General features: G+C 44.1%; 12 protein-coding genes and 1 pseudogene. 6 read left to right on the top strand and 7 right to left on the bottom strand.

Going from position 1 to position 14,353, the window contains the following annotated elements:
* Positions 1-72 precede the first annotated feature (72 nt).
* Positions 73-1,257 carry a class I SAM-dependent rRNA methyltransferase gene (locus P401_RS0113875; RefSeq protein ID WP_029342955.1) on the bottom strand — a complete coding sequence of 395 codons (1,185 nt, stop codon included), beginning with the start codon at positions 1,255-1,257 and terminating at the stop codon, positions 73-75.
* A gap of 184 nt (positions 1,258-1,441) precedes the next feature.
* Between P401_RS0113875 and mutT the strand changes: the two genes are divergently transcribed.
* Positions 1,442-1,846, top strand: a complete 405-nt coding sequence (mutT, locus tag P401_RS0113870) for an 8-oxo-dGTP diphosphatase MutT (RefSeq protein WP_023469769.1) — start codon at positions 1,442-1,444, stop codon at positions 1,844-1,846.
* Here the strand turns inward: mutT and P401_RS0113865 are convergent.
* The 5 genes from P401_RS0113865 to P401_RS0113845 form a co-directional block, all read right to left on the bottom strand.
* Positions 1,821-4,985 carry a DUF3427 domain-containing protein gene (locus tag P401_RS0113865; protein WP_051656318.1) on the bottom strand — a complete coding sequence of 1,055 codons (3,165 nt, stop codon included), beginning with the start codon at positions 4,983-4,985 and terminating at the stop codon, positions 1,821-1,823. The genes mutT and P401_RS0113865 overlap by 26 nt on opposite strands.
* 126 nt (positions 4,986-5,111) lie before the next feature.
* The gene (locus P401_RS0113860) at positions 5,112-5,564 is read right to left on the bottom strand and encodes an OsmC family protein (RefSeq protein ID WP_029342953.1); all 453 of its coding nucleotides are present in this window, start codon (positions 5,562-5,564) and stop codon (positions 5,112-5,114) included.
* A gap of 80 nt (positions 5,565-5,644) precedes the next feature.
* A complete protein-coding gene (locus P401_RS0113855; RefSeq protein WP_029342952.1) occupies positions 5,645-6,577 on the bottom strand; it encodes an aldo/keto reductase in 933 nt (310 codons plus the stop codon).
* 13 nt (positions 6,578-6,590) lie between these two features.
* The gene (locus P401_RS0113850) at positions 6,591-7,481 is read right to left on the bottom strand and encodes an aldo/keto reductase (RefSeq protein ID WP_029342951.1); all 891 of its coding nucleotides are present in this window, start codon (positions 7,479-7,481) and stop codon (positions 6,591-6,593) included.
* A gap of 86 nt (positions 7,482-7,567) precedes the next feature.
* On the bottom strand, positions 7,568-8,053 hold the full coding sequence (locus P401_RS0113845) for a cupin domain-containing protein (RefSeq protein WP_029342950.1): 486 nt from the start codon (positions 8,051-8,053) through the stop codon (positions 7,568-7,570).
* A 156-nt stretch (positions 8,054-8,209) separates the two neighbouring features.
* Between P401_RS0113845 and P401_RS0113840 the strand changes: the two genes are divergently transcribed.
* The 3 genes and pseudogenes from P401_RS0113840 to P401_RS0113830 all read left to right on the top strand — a co-directional run bounded on the left by P401_RS0113840 (position 8,210) and on the right by P401_RS0113830 (position 11,047).
* Positions 8,210-8,491, top strand: a complete 282-nt coding sequence (locus tag P401_RS0113840) for a putative quinol monooxygenase (protein ID WP_029342949.1) — start codon at positions 8,210-8,212, stop codon at positions 8,489-8,491.
* A 231-nt stretch (positions 8,492-8,722) separates the two neighbouring features.
* Positions 8,723-10,126 (top strand): annotated as a pseudogene (locus P401_RS17830) (YfcC family protein).
* A gap of 99 nt (positions 10,127-10,225) precedes the next feature.
* Positions 10,226-11,047: a DUF1028 domain-containing protein gene (locus P401_RS0113830; protein ID WP_034786151.1), complete on the top strand. Its 822-nt coding sequence runs from the start codon at positions 10,226-10,228 to the stop codon at positions 11,045-11,047.
* Positions 11,048-11,088: 41 nt separating this feature from the next.
* On the opposite strand, the gene P401_RS0113825 is transcribed toward P401_RS0113830, so the two are convergent.
* Positions 11,089-12,726: a glycosyl hydrolase family 28-related protein gene (locus tag P401_RS0113825; protein WP_034786150.1), complete on the bottom strand. Its 1,638-nt coding sequence runs from the start codon at positions 12,724-12,726 to the stop codon at positions 11,089-11,091.
* 139 nt (positions 12,727-12,865) lie between these two features.
* Here P401_RS0113825 and P401_RS0113820 point away from each other — a divergent pair, with 139 nt between their 5' ends.
* Together P401_RS0113820 and P401_RS0113815 are read left to right on the top strand one after the other, a co-directional pair.
* Positions 12,866-13,639 carry a hypothetical protein gene (locus P401_RS0113820; protein ID WP_029342946.1) on the top strand — a complete coding sequence of 258 codons (774 nt, stop codon included), beginning with the start codon at positions 12,866-12,868 and terminating at the stop codon, positions 13,637-13,639.
* Positions 13,640-13,688: 49 nt separating this feature from the next.
* Complete coding sequence (locus tag P401_RS0113815) at positions 13,689-14,195, top strand: hypothetical protein (protein WP_029342945.1); 507 nt, start codon at positions 13,689-13,691, stop codon at positions 14,193-14,195.
* Positions 14,196-14,353: the final 158 nt, after the last annotated feature.

Here is a 14,353-nt window from a genome sequence, read left to right as displayed (position 1 = left end):
TTACATTTCCTGTTAAAATTATAAAAAAATCCGTTACTGAAAAATTCAGTAGCGGATTTTTTAGATAACAGATCATTTACGGCGAACAAGAATGCTTTTTGGAGCGAGTTGTGGCATGGAAGGAGGAGTCGGGAAATCTTTCTGCTCCGGTTGCTCCCACACGACTTCGAATTTTTGACGCAATTTGTTGAAAGCCTGCTCCACAGCTTTTTTCAATTGTGACGCATCAAGAGTAGGACTATCTGTCGTAATCGCAAGCAGTCCTCCGCGATTCGTCAGATGAATGACTTTTTGGATCCAAAGGGCGAGATCCTGTTCGGTCCGAAACTGACGTGTCCGTGTATTGACTTGTACAGGCGGATGGAACAAGACAACGTCAAAACGAGTCTTTTTATCCGCTTGTTCGATGTAGTCGAACGCATCCTGAACTAAAATCTTCTGTTTCTCAGGAGTAAAACTATTCAACATCAGATTATCTTTTGTCTTATTTCGACTACGTGTCGAGAAATCAACGCTTGTCGTTCGAGCAGCTTCACCATAAAGGGCAGTTACTGTCAGCGTTCCTGTATCGGAAAAGAGGTTAAGCACGGTCTTTCGTTCGACGGAATCGAGAAGGATTCGGCGAAGTTCACGTTGGGCGATGTCAAAACCAGTCCGCATACCAGCGTCCAAGTCATATTCATACAACACACCATATTCTTGTGCGACTTCAGGAAAATCGCCTCGTTCCCCCTTCAAAAAGTCGTCGCCTTTGACCGGTTGAAGATCGACGAGGAAATCTCGTTTTTCATAAATGCTTCTATAATTCAGTAGTGATTCAAGAGCCTCAAGAATCAGTGGGCGGAATGTATAGATGCCTTCATTTTCGAATGTAATGAGGTAATGATGATCATAACAGTCGATCGTCAAACCACCAATACCATCCCCAGCACCGTTAAAGATACGGAATGCTTCTGAATACTCTTCAAAAAATTCATTTCGTTTGTCTAACGCTTTTTCAAAAAGTTGTTTGAAGAAGGCGACATCAATCGCTTTTTGCTCGTCCATTGAGAGAGTCCAACCGACACCTTTTTCCTGCTTGCCAAAATAACCGGTCGCGAGGTATTCTTTATGTTCTGTCATCAGATGAAGCAGTCCGCCTGCCTCTTTGACATGGTGCAAAGCTTCGAACATTTCCTTGCGTAACGCGGGATACCCGCTTTGAATCGATTCAATCCATTCTGGTTTGACGACAACTGGATAAAGTTCACGGGGCATGTTAGTTTCCTCATTTCTACTTGTGGATAAGTGCCATAAGTATACCATAAATGGGGTTATCCACATGTGGATAACTGGATATAAATAAAACCGCTATTCTTTGTATAAGTCAAAGGAATAACGGTTTTTGTTATGATAAGCAGAGAACTGAAAAATCTATAATGATTTGGAGTGAAACATAAAAATGAAAAAACATATTCAAGTCGTAGGGGCTGTCATTCGCAATGATCATAATGAAATATTGTGTGCACTTCGTAGTAGCCAAATGTCATTGCCCAACTTATGGGAGTTTCCTGGGGGGAAAATTGAGCTACATGAAACGCCTTCACAGTCTTTAGTTCGCGAGATCAATGAAGAATTAAAATGTAACATTAAGGTCAAACAACCAATCGAAAAAACGACGTACGAGTACGATGCTATTATTGTTACACTGCATACGTTTGAAGCTGAAATCGTAACAGGAGAACCGATTGCCGTAGAACATGCAGAGCTTCGCTGGGTATCTGTTTCAGACCTTGATCAGCTTGAATGGGCCCCTGCTGATATTCCTGCAGTTGAGTACATTAAGAAAGAGTTTGCCACTCCTTAAACAGTTCAATTGATAGTGGAGAATGAAGTGACCAAGTCACACTAATCGGTTTAGAACCTGTACTTTGAAGATGCTTTAACTGGCCAAAGTATGTGAACGGTAGCGCTCTTCCTTGTTCTTTATCTGCTTTGCGCATGAACAAATGAATACGAATTCCTTCGCTCTCATGGTTTTGATATAAAGTACCCGCTTTACCTGTAGCGGTTGCATTGCTTTGAGACTGCCAGTGGAAACGATATTGATCTAAGAAATAATCGTTATATTTTAGTTGCTCATCAATGGCTTCATCTTTGTGTAAATTCACGAATAAAATGTAGTCGTCACCAGCTTGAGCTACGCCTTCACGCCAAGAACCTTCCTGACTTGGTGAACATAGGAGACGTTGGATAACAGAACGATTGTATGTTTGATGTAATAGAAACGCCTGATCTTCGATCAACCAATTAATTCGATCTGGTAGTTGGTGAAATGCAAGTAGACCTGCTTGGATAAAATGCATCATATATGAACGTAATTCAGTTAATTGTTGAAGTGCTTGAACGACTGTATTTGAAAAGCGATAGCGTTCTTCTGATACAGCATCTAGCAATTGAATACGATCATTTTTAAACGCAGTAGACCAGCGTTTAAAAAGATGATGAATAATTGGTCGCTTTGAAAAAGAGTGATTCGGTGATAAGGCGAATTCTTTGAAAACTTCTTGTTCAATATCTTGTACTGAAGCAGAGGGGTGATGCAGTAAATGTTTTAAAATTAGTAAGCTGAAGGGCTCACGAATTGGAAATAGTCCTTCGAGCTGTTCAACAATTTTGCGTGTAGTGTCATCGAGCAATAAACGTAGTTCTTCATCGGTAGCATGTTTTTCAAGTTGTTTAAGACGTAATGTACTTCTCCATTGCTGAACAATACTTTCAACAGCTGGCGCCTCTTTATGTGTAACTAAATCATTTAAACTCGGAGGATTTCCGATCATGCGTGTCAGCCTTTGATAACTTTCACGGAGCTGTTTGCTAGCTGAAAACTCTATTTTTTTCATTTGTTCAATAATAAATCTTTCTGTAATTGAATCTAGAATGGCTAAAGAACCTTCCGGTAAAATCGGAAAATGCTGTTTTACAGCAGTAGCAATTTTATAACGATCAATAGAATGAAACGATTGTTGACCAGACAACACAAGCGGTGCAACAAAAGCCTTTTGACTATTTCCGATAAAATCTAAAATCGTAACAAATTCTTTTGAGCTATGTTTACGTAAGCCTCTCCCCAATTGTTGAATAAAAATTGTAGGAGACTCCGTTGGACGTAAAAATAGCATTAGATTGACTTTTGGAATATCGACTCCTTCGTTAAACAAGTCAACTGTAAAAATATATTGCAGTGGATCTTGATCGTCCTCTAGTCGGCGAATGGCCTCTTCGCGTTCATCTTCGGACTGTTTACTTGTAACGGCCATTGCTTCAATCTGATGTCGTTTAAATTCTTGCTCCATAAACTCTGCATGATTGATATTGACGCAGAATCCTAATCCAACAGCCTGATTACCACTAAACCCAAATTTACGAATCATTTCAACAATATAATCTGTTCGTGTTGATCGTTCGAGTGCAACAACAAGATCTTGTTCTACATAAAAGCCGTTTTGCTGAGGAATAAGAGAATAATCAATCGATTCATCATCTTGAATCCCAAAATAATGGAATGGTGAAAGTAAATCTTGTGCTAAGGCATCATACAGACGAACTTCGTAAGCGACATTATAGTCAACAAGCTGGAAGATATTTTGACCATCCATTCGTTCTGGCGTTGCCGTTACGCCAAGCAAAAATTGAGGTGTAAAATAGTTAAGAATGTTTTGGTAAGAAGCAGATGAAGCGTGATGGAATTCATCAATAATGATGTAGTCAAACGTATCCTGTAAAAATTGTTTGAGATGAACCTCTTTTGAAAGTGTTTGAACGGTAGCAAAGGTAAATTGTGCATCTTGAATTTGTTGTGATCCTGAATATCTACCAAATGTATAACTTTCATTTGAAAAAACTTGCCTAAATGTATTCTCAGCTTGTGATAGTAACTTTCCACGATGTGCAACAAATAATACTTTTTTAGCCTGAGCTTGACGGACATCAAATGCTGCTAAGTACGTTTTCCCCGTTCCTGTTGCCGCAATGACCATTGCTTTTTTTTCTTTTCGCTCGCGCAAACGATTCAGTTCTTCTAAAGCTGGAATCTGCATGAGGTTTGGTTCAATAACGGTGTAATCGACAGCGGGTTCGGCAACTGTATCGCGGATAGAAAATGATCTTATAGGTGGTGTTTCTTGTTGGTACTGTTCGTATTGAACTAATAATTCTTCTGTACATATAGTCGCTTCGTGGCTGTTCCAAAGCTGTTCAAACAAGTTTTTCGCTTGAGTGACTAATGTTGTGACGGGTGTAGAAGGTATGCGAATATTCCATTCCATGCCGTGCGTTAAAGCTGATTTTGATAAATTAGAAGATCCAACAATAGCACTATCCAACTGATCAGGACGTGAAAATAAATAGGCTTTCGGATGAAACGCATGATTTTTTTTAATCGGTTCATAAATTTTTACTTCGATATTGCTGAATTCCATCAACTGTCGGATAGCCTTCGCTTCTGTAATATTCATATAGAATGAAGTCAAAATACGAATTGGTTTGTTTTGAGCTTCTGCTTCTTTTAAAGCTGGGACAAGCGTTTGGATTCCAGAATGTCGTGTAAAACTTACCATCCAATCAGCAGCAGATGCTGTCCACAATTCTTGATTGATGTGATGCAATAACTGTTCTTGTTCAAGTTGGCCAGGAGCAATGAGTTCCCAAGCACGCAAAGAATTTTTATATTGTGTAGGTAAAGCATGAGTTGTGCTAGTAGTGAGTTCACGATGAAGCGGCGAGTCGATCGGAGGTTGATTTAAATGAAGGAGCCATTCATTGACCGTTTCAACCATTTGATCAGGTTTATCTTGTTTTTGTAAATGGTCTAAAGATTGATATAGTACTTGATTAAGGTGTGTAAGTAATTCTGTTGTGTAGTCATGTGCTGGTACAGAGACACTTGTTGTATCAGATTGTGAGTTAGTTTCAGTTGAAGAACGTAGTGTTTCATAATAAGACATGGTTATCCTCCGAATGATAGTAAATGGTATTTATAATGAGTAAATCATCAATAATATACCAATAAATAGATAAATAAAGTAAAAAATCATCGTTTAACTAAAAAGTTAAACGATGATTTTTGTTTATTAATTTGAGATTCGCTCCACAACAGCCTCAAGCGATACTTTTACATTACCAGCTAGTGCCCGCGTAATCATACACGAACCTTCCGCTTTTTCAGCGAGACGTTGTGCCTTCTCTACATCACGATCCGACAGATCGGCTGGTAATAAGAGAGTAGGGCGATGAATAATCGCGTCGTAAGTGAAGACACCGTTCGTAACATCGACGATACCTTCAGATTCCATCGTTAACGAAACCTTTGGAATGTGACTACGCTCAAGCATCGCGGCAAGCGTGATGATGTAGCACGTAGCAGCTGCCCCAAGTAACATCTCATCTGGATTCGTACCAACTCCTGGACCATCCATGGCGTCCGGAATTGAGATTTTTGTTTTTAGTTCACCCGTCTCGATCTGACCAACATCATTGCGATTGCCCGGCCAGTCTGCGGTTAAATGAAAATGGTGCTTCATGATCAATCGCCTCCATGCCTCCATCATACGAAGTTCAGCATGATTTTTCGCCTATTCTGCTCATGTTCATAAAAAGAGAACGATCAGCTAAAAATTTGGTCGATCTTTTCGATATCTTCTTGCGACAACTGAACGTCTAATGTACGCAACGTATCCGTCACCTGATCTGGTCGTTTTGCACCAGGAATGATGGCATCGATACCGTCCTGTGCCAGATACCACGCGAGTACGATGTGTGCGACTTCTGCATCGTGTGCTTCTGCAATCGGGCGCAGTTGATCGACTTTTGCGAGGTTTTGTTCGAAGACATCTTTTTGGAACAAGGGATCGTTTTTTCGTAAATCGTCAAATGTCGTCTCTTTCGTATATTTCCCTGCCAATAATCCAGCAGCGAGTGGGAAGTACGGGACGAAGGACATACCGTTCTCAACGATGTACGGGAGTAACTCTTTTTCCGCATCCCGTTTGAATAGGTTGTATTCTCCTTGATAGACGTCGACGTGTCCGTCTTTATTCGCTTCCTTCAGTTGTTCGAGTGAGAAATTCGAGACACCGATTGCGCGAATCTTTCCTTCTTTTTTCAGTTCAGCAAGTGCTGCGACGGCTTCGTCCTTTGGTGTCGATTCATCCGGAAAATGAATGTAATACAAATCGATATAGTCTGTCTGAAGACGTTTTAAACTCTCTTCGACCGATTGACGGAGAAAGTCTGGTGAATTGTTCATGACGACGTTTCCGTCAACGAACTGATGCGCACCTTTCGTCGCGAGCACGACATCTTCTCGAGCGACTGTGTCGTTCCAGACCTCACCGACGAGTTCCTCCGAACGTTCTGGTCCGTAGATGAAAGCTGTGTCGAGGAAATTGATTCCTTGCTTCAAAGCGACACGGACGAGATCGCGTCCGGCTTGCTCATCGAGATTTGGATACAAGTTGTGTCCACCGACAGCATTCGTACCGAGACCGATGGGGTGAACGAATAATTTAGATTGACCGAGTTGAACATGTTTTGTCATGAAAATGACCTCCTTAAACGATATCGAGTGGTTCTTTTTTTGTTGGTGCTGGGAATGCTTGATCAAGTGCAACCAGCTCTTCCTCTGTCAAATTCAGGAGCGCGGCGCGACCGTTGGCTTCGACATGATGTGCTTGTCCTGCTTTAGGAATTGCGATGACGTCACCTTCACGCATCGCCCAAGCAAGTAAAATCTGTGCCGGTTCAACACCATGTGTCTCAGCGAGTTCCTCAACGGTTGGATGATTCAGGAGTTGATCGCGTAGTGAACCACCTTCAGCTAGTGGGCAATACGCCATTACTGGAATACCATGTTCGCGTAGTAACGGTAGCAATTCATACTCGATTCCGCGTGATCCGAGATGATAGAGTACCTGATTGACAGCGCATTGATCACCGTTTGGCAGTGCCAACAGTTCTTTCATGTCTGATACGTCAAAGTTTGATACACCCCAACGGCGAATCTTGCCTTCCTGTTTTAAAGCTTCCAGTCCTTCGACGGTTTCTTCAAGTGGAATGTCACCACGCCAATGAAGAAGATAGAGATCAAGATAATCCGTACCGAGGCGTTCAAGCGATTCGGAACAAGCTTTTTTTAACGCTTCCCCACCAGCGTGATGCGGGTAGACTTTCGAGACGAGAAAGACTTCTTCTCGTCGATCAGCGATCGCGTCACGAATCAATTCTTCAGAAGCACCTTCTCCATACATCTCTGCCGTATCGATGAGTTCCATCCCACTGTCGAGACCGACAAGGAGCGCTTCGATTTCAGCCTCATGCTTCTCCGACTCTTCCCCCATGCGCCATGTACCTTGTCCGAGTGCCCGAACGTGCGTCTGATCGGGAAGCGTCACCGTTTTTTGCTTTAATGCAGCGAGTATCAACGTCTTTTCTGTTTCGTTCATCGTTCTTCCTCCTTTAGTAGAGAGACAATAGTAGGGTTTACCACGCGAACTCGGAACAAAAACGTCTTCTTCAAGAGAAGGAGACGTCACCAATGTTCAAACAAGGGACCGTGATCACCGAATACAGGATCTTGAGTAGGACGCCTCACCTGACGAATACGTTGAAGATTTTCCGGGCGTTCACTTGTTTGACCTGTCAGGGTGTCGTAATCTTGACCATCCGGATAGGCACCGATTACTCGAAAGTGTCGACTTGTATCAAGTGCTTTATGGCCCGTACCGGCAGGAAGTAAGAGAACATCGCCACTCGTCAAAGTGAAGGTCTTACCGAGCGGACCACCCAGCTGAACGGTTGCATGCCCTTCGAGAATACCGATCACTTCATGGGCGATACTATGATAATGATGAAAGTCAAAAATGCCATCCACCCAGCTGTTACGCCAGTCATGTGCATGGAAGGTCTGTTTGATGTGTGATGGCTCTTCAAATGCATGCCGATAAATCAACACCGGGAATGTCGGGTTGTTCGGAATGTGACCGTCATCCTCAAAATAAAATACCTCAACGCGCATCTTCGTTGCTCCTTTCTCTGATGTGGCACAAAGTAATAATTACATCTGTAATTACCCGTAATTAAATATCATCAATCGTCCGAGCATCTTTATGGCGTAACGAATTCGGAGGTGCTAAGATGCTTAAGTTAACGAAATTACAAAGGAGGCTTTCCGATGATCGCCATCGAAGCAAAATTAGAAGTACAACCCGCAAAACGAGAAGAATTTTTAGAAGCAACTAAAACACTAGTGGCAGGATCACGTGCTGAAGCAGGTAACATCAGCTATGACTTGTTCCAAAGCACAGAAGACGAAAATGTCTTCATGATGATTGAAAAATGGGAAGACCAAGCTGCAATTGAAGCACACAACACGAGTGCCCATTTCGGACAATTCGTTGCGTTTGCTCAAACGGCTCTTGCTAAACCATTAGACGTTCAATCGTTCCAAGCATAATCATAAGAGATTGACGTAACACATAAGGAAGGTATTCGGGGTTCATGGCCTAGAATACCTTCCTTTTTTATTTCATGCGACACGGTTGATCAAAGCCTCTACTTTTAACGAAACTTTAAGTTAGCAGTATTCCACTTTTCTTTTACAATCATATGACATTTCATTGAAACTGTTAGTTTTTCCCTGATTAGGGCATTATTCTTATAAAGACACAAAAAGGAGGCTTTTATCATGAATGAACGAACGAATGCACCAGGGTCGAAGCGATCATTCTTCAAGATGCCTCATACATACGCCATTATCATGGCAATTCTCATCATCTCAGTCATCTTGACGTATACACTTCCAGCAGGATAATTCGATCGTGAAAAGCAAGATGGACAGACTGTCGTCATCGATGGTACATATCGCGCGGTAGAGTCTGCGCCTGTCAATCTCTTTGGTTTATTTGAAGCAATTCCGCAAGGCATGGAAGCGGGTGCTGCGATCATTTTTTACATTTTCTTAGTTGGCGGTGTCTTCGGTATCATTCGTCAAACCGGTGCTATTGAAGCGGGAATCAATCAATTAATCCGTCGATTTGGTCAAAAAGGGCACATCATGATTCCGATGACGATGTTCGTCTTTTCGATTGCCGGAGCAACGATTGGTATGGCAGAGGAAACGATCATCTTCGTGCCGATTGGGATCATGTTAGCGCGTGCCCTTGGATATGATGCGATGACAGGAGCCGCGATTGTCAGTCTAGGGGCGGCGGTTGGTTTTGCCGGCGGGATGTTGAATCCGTTTACGGTAGGTGTCGCTCAATCAATTGCGGAAGTACCGCTCTTTAGTGGTCTTGGGTATCGAACGGCTGTGTATATCGTATTTTTAGCGGTGACAATTCTTTATGTCATGAACTACGCACGGAAAGTCAAACATGATCCGGCGCGCAGTCTTGTTTATGATCTAGAACAACGTCGTTCGGAAGAAGCAGCGACGACGATTTCGCGCTTTTCGAAACGTCATGCTTTCGTCTTACTGGTTTTAATCGGTGGGATCACGCTCAATGTGATCGGAATCTTTGAGTGGGGCTGGTATTTGACGGAATTAACCGCATCCTTCTTGATCATCGGGATGATTGCGGGAATCGTTACGCTTGGTGTGAACGGTACGTTCGAGAGTTTGATTGACGGCGCAAAAGCCGTAACGTTCGGCGCGTTGATTGTTGGATTTGCTCGTGCGATTGTCGTCATTCTCGAAGAAGGACGTGTTATCGATACGGTCATTTACGGCTTATCAAATGCCGTAGGACATTTACCGACGTTCTTTGCCGTCATCGGGATGTACGCCGTGCAATTGATTACGAATTTCTTCATTCCATCGGGAAGTGGACAAGCGGCGACGACGATGCCCATCATGGCACCATTGTCGGATTTACTGGGAATCGAGCGTCAAGTGGCTGTCTTAGCATTCCAATATGGAGATGGACTGACGAACATGATTTTCCCGACGAGTGCTCATTTGATGGCATTTCTCGCAATCGCAGGCATTCCGTACGAAAAATGGCTTCGTTTCGTCTGGAAGCTTTTCGCGATCTGGATTGCCTTGGCATGTGCCGCCTTACTACTTGCCGTGACACTTGGCATTCAATGAAGTCTACCTTCCGGACAGATGTTCGGAAGGTTTTTCAGTTGCAGGAATCGGGAAGCGTTATCACGAACGGAATAGGTAATGACTAAAGGGGGAACTGAAGTGACATATTCAATCGTTGGGTATTGTGAAAAAGAACAAGCATGGGGCGTTGCCGTTCAGTCGAAGTTTTTAGCCGTCGGGAGCGCTGTTCCGTTTGCGAAGGCGGGAGTAGGTGCTGTAGCGACACAATCGTTTGCAAATACGACGTATGGTCCTGAAGGATTACGGATGATCGAACAAGGGGCTTCAGCAGACGAAGTACTGCGTCGATTGACGGAAGCAGATGAAGGACTAGCGGATCGTCAGGTCGGGATCATCGATGCTACTGGAAAGAGTGCGACATTCACGGGAGAAGGATGTAATGACTGGGCAGGTGGTATTGCCGGGAAACATTTTGCAGCGCAAGGGAATATTCTTGTAGACGGTAATACGGTGAAAGAGATGGCACGTGTCTTTGAATCAACGCAAGGTCCGCTTGCAGAACGTTTATTGCGTGCGTTAGCAGCAGGTCAAGCAGCAGGTGGGGACTCACGCGGAATGCAGTCAGCGGCACTTCTCGTCGTCAAGGAGGGTGGCGGATACGGTGGATTCAACGACCGCTATATTGATTTACGCGTTGACGATCATCCGAGTCCGATTGAAGAACTCGAACGCATCTATCAACTGCATACCCTTTATCTACAACCGAGTAAGCCGGAAGAAATCAAGCCGATTGATGACGCCTTAGAGTCAGAGTTGATGGATAAGTTGTTATCGCTTGGTTACCGCGGTGATTTCGAAGACGCGTTCCGAACGTATCTGCATACGGAAAACTTCGAGATGCGCGAACAAGCGGATCGTGCGATTGATACACGTGTTCTCGCATATATTCGATCTCAATGAAAAAATGACAGGATGGACCGCGGTCCATCCTGTCATTTTGTTCATACTTGTGTCGACTGGGCGCGAATCGGTACTTTGAATCCGGTCGCGATGAATCGTTCCATTTCCGGTTCCGATTTAGCGTTCAAACCGACTGTTCCGTCTCCTTTTAGTGCTACGTTCGTCAGCTTGACGTGAGTGATGTCTGGACCGATCGTAATCCCATGTTTGGCGGAATCTTCAATGCGGATATCACGAAGGCGCACGTCTTCAGCCCCGTTTTCTCCACCAAAGATTTGGATGTCTGTTTTCGCTTGACGGAATCCGCTCATCTTCAACTGACTGATCGTGACGTTCCGTGCCTTATATTGAATCCCAATCATCGGTTGTTCTTGATAGTCATAATACGGATCACCGAGCACCGTGAAATCATGAATGACGACATTACGATAAGCAGAAACGACGAGTGCGCGCGGTTTTGAATTCGCATATAGCTCCGTATATTGAGGTGTCTGAGCGATCAAACGCGTTGCGATGATATTATAAGCCGTCTGAGACGTCGGATCAGTTGCTTGATGATGTCCGATGTGTCGGAAGTTAAAGGCGCGATGATCATCAATCGATAGGTGTCCGACGATTTTGACGGTCGAGGCAGCAGAAGAGGTCGCATGTGCCTTAATCTCAAGTCCACCGAAACAACGACTTGTTGCGTTGTTGAACAACCAGACGTCGCGTGATCCATCATCGATCTCGATTCCATTTGAATTGGAGAAGCCTTCTGCATGGGCACGTCCACTTGGATCATGCATGAAACAGTTCGAGATGAAGAGGTGATCACTATGATGCGTCGTAATCCCGTCATCTCCGAATCCAGAACCGGTCAATCCATCGAACCAGATGAATGAACTACTTAAATTTGCTCGAGCTCCGTCTCCATTGTAATTGTAATACGGTGTCGAGATATCAAAACAGTGAAGTCCCGGGTTGACGGCCTCGACATCAAAGACCCAGCCATAGGTGACATGCGCATACGTAAGACAACTGGAGTGATTGCCCCATGTGCTACTTTTTTTCGCGTCACCGATGCGCTTAATGTTCCAGTCAAGTGTCATTTTCTCGACGAGTAGGTGATGATTGCCGAGAAGATAATTTTGGTTCGTCACGAGACGACGACCTTTGGGTGCGTCATCGTGCATCTTTAAAATCGTTTTCCCTTTGCCGGCTCCTGTTAAGATCGTATAACTAGGCAAACGAATTCCCCGAACGATGTACGTACCGGCTGGGACATGGACTTGTCGATGTCCATCACCGAGTGCGTCGATGAATGCTTGTGTATCATCCGTTTGTCCATCACCGACTGCTCCAAAGTCAGTGACATCGACGGTTTCGACATCGCTGATCAAATGTTCGAACTCATGATTGAGCCGGCCGAACCAACTTGGTCGAATCTCATCGCGTGGCGTTACAAAAGCCGGTGTCAGCGGTAGAATATGTTTATCACGATTCGTCAAAAATAATGGTGAGATCATCGAACGAAGTGTCCGACTAAGATTAGGATCACGTCGTGGTGCGATGAATGGACTATCATGTAGCAGTTGTTCCGCTTGTCGAACTGCTTGTTCGTTGGTTGACGTTTCAACATATTCCTGAATCAACGCCGCATTTTGATACGGATCATGCGTGTGATCGAGTTTTAACATGAAATGGTTCCCCTCTCTGAATAGGTCTGTCTACCTTTTCCCCTCTCCTTACACAATCATTCCTCGTTTCGATACATCCATAAAAATACATGTAAAATTCTTAAATGGATTATAATGGATGTTAAAAGGGGGTCTTCTGATGTCACTTCGCAAACGACTCATAACGGGTATCGGACTGATTTTGCTAATCTTAGGGATTGGTAAGCCACTGACAGAAGCGGCTGTTCAAGCACTGAAGCCAAAAGCGGTTCAGACGTCTGTGGTCGAAACGAATGGATCGTGTAAACCGAACTGCAATAGAAACGGCAAGCTGTTAAATATTCCGTTTCTTTCGTGGTTGCCTAAAAAGCAAATGAAGAACGATGAAGATCTATGTGTTTGGGACACGAATGAAAAGCCAAAGAAACAGAAAGACCTCAAACCGAAAAAGAAAAAGAATAAGCTCATCGTTGTAGGGGTTGAAAATGCTAAGCGAGGTACGAACGAAAAAGGGGGATCGTCCTCATCGATGTTACTGATGAGCCTGCTTGTTTTACCTCTAGTCATAATAGGTTATATCGTTTGGCGAAAACGTCGAAAGACCAAGAAGCAGGACGAGGAATCGATAAGAGCCGACATCCCGTTACAGCCCTTATCCAACGACTTTGTTTTAACTGAGAATCCGGTCGAGCTACCAGATGCCTGGATTCGCAAACAACTCATTCAGTTCAATCACATACTCCCGACCCGCTCACGACGACATGATACAGAAACACTTCAGGAATGGTGCCTGCGGATCGGATTCAAACCGTCACATATCCTAATAAAAGCCTACCTCTTAGAACGCTACACAGAACGAACTGCTACGATATCGGAGATGGACAAGCAAACGATTCAGGGAGAATTTGGTGCCTTCGTCCATCAATTTGATTGAAACCTTTTGAAAGGAATGACGTAAATGGAACAGGAAAGGGGAGATGATGATGTACCTAGCAGATGCCGTGAAACTAAAGAGTATTTTGAGGAAGCAACTCGATCAGCTAATCGAAGAAATGGATCGCGTCGCGTTCATTGATTTAGAAAAGGGAGAAGCACTCCCCGCGCAACAAGGACGGACTTTAATCGACGTCGAAGCCGCGATGGACATCGTGCGTCACGATATGCGAGTCTTGGATCGTCTCGTCTATTCAGCGAATCTAAACACTGTGATCGTGACAGATGAAGGAGAAATGCCGCTCGTCGAAGCAATCGAATGGGCTACCCAATTACGAGCGAAAGCACAAAATTACCAGATGCTTGCAAGTCGACCGAAACGCGAGTTCCAATATGGATTCGAAGGGACGACGGTCATTCGCCATGCCTTATTCGATCCCGATACTTATCGCCTAAAAGCGGAGGAAGTGGAGCGACAAGCGCACAAAGTATCAAATGCGATTAATGCCGCGAACTACCAGACGACGATCGATTTTGATGGTGGACGTTACATGTAGCTCCTTGGCGTGGTGAGACTCCACGTCAAGGGGAGGGGACGGACCTCAATTTTCCTCTGTGGAGAAGAAATGGCGACGGCAAACCGATGACCATGAACCATTGACAGATTGACCTGTTACCTTTGACCACCTATGGAACCCTGATGCTTTTTCCGTCC

It is taken from the genome of Exiguobacterium acetylicum DSM 20416, assembly GCF_000702605.1.
In the GTDB taxonomy this organism is placed as follows: Bacteria; Bacillota; Bacilli; order Exiguobacteriales; family Exiguobacteriaceae; genus Exiguobacterium_A; species Exiguobacterium_A acetylicum.
Note: the sequence above shows the minus strand (reverse complement) of the source record. Positions and strands in the feature narration are given on the sequence as shown.

Coding starts and splice junctions, on each gene's coding strand:
- P401_RS0113875 (WP_029342955.1), bottom strand. CDS start 1,257: ATGCCCCGTGAACTTTATCCAGTTGTCGTCAAACCAGAATGGATTGAA.
- mutT (WP_023469769.1), top strand. CDS start 1,442: ATGAAAAAACATATTCAAGTCGTAGGGGCTGTCATTCGCAATGATCAT.
- P401_RS0113865 (WP_051656318.1), bottom strand. CDS start 4,985: ATGTCTTATTATGAAACACTACGTTCTTCAACTGAAACTAACTCACAA.
- P401_RS0113855 (WP_029342952.1), bottom strand. CDS start 6,577: ATGACAAAACATGTTCAACTCGGTCAATCTAAATTATTCGTTCACCCC.
- P401_RS0113850 (WP_029342951.1), bottom strand. CDS start 7,481: ATGAACGAAACAGAAAAGACGTTGATACTCGCTGCATTAAAGCAAAAA.
- P401_RS0113845 (WP_029342950.1), bottom strand. CDS start 8,053: ATGCGCGTTGAGGTATTTTATTTTGAGGATGACGGTCACATTCCGAAC.
- P401_RS0113840 (WP_029342949.1), top strand. CDS start 8,210: ATGATCGCCATCGAAGCAAAATTAGAAGTACAACCCGCAAAACGAGAA.
- P401_RS0113825 (WP_034786150.1), bottom strand. CDS start 12,726: ATGTTAAAACTCGATCACACGCATGATCCGTATCAAAATGCGGCGTTG.
- P401_RS0113820 (WP_029342946.1), top strand. CDS start 12,866: ATGTCACTTCGCAAACGACTCATAACGGGTATCGGACTGATTTTGCTA.
- P401_RS0113815 (WP_029342945.1), top strand. CDS start 13,689: ATGTACCTAGCAGATGCCGTGAAACTAAAGAGTATTTTGAGGAAGCAA.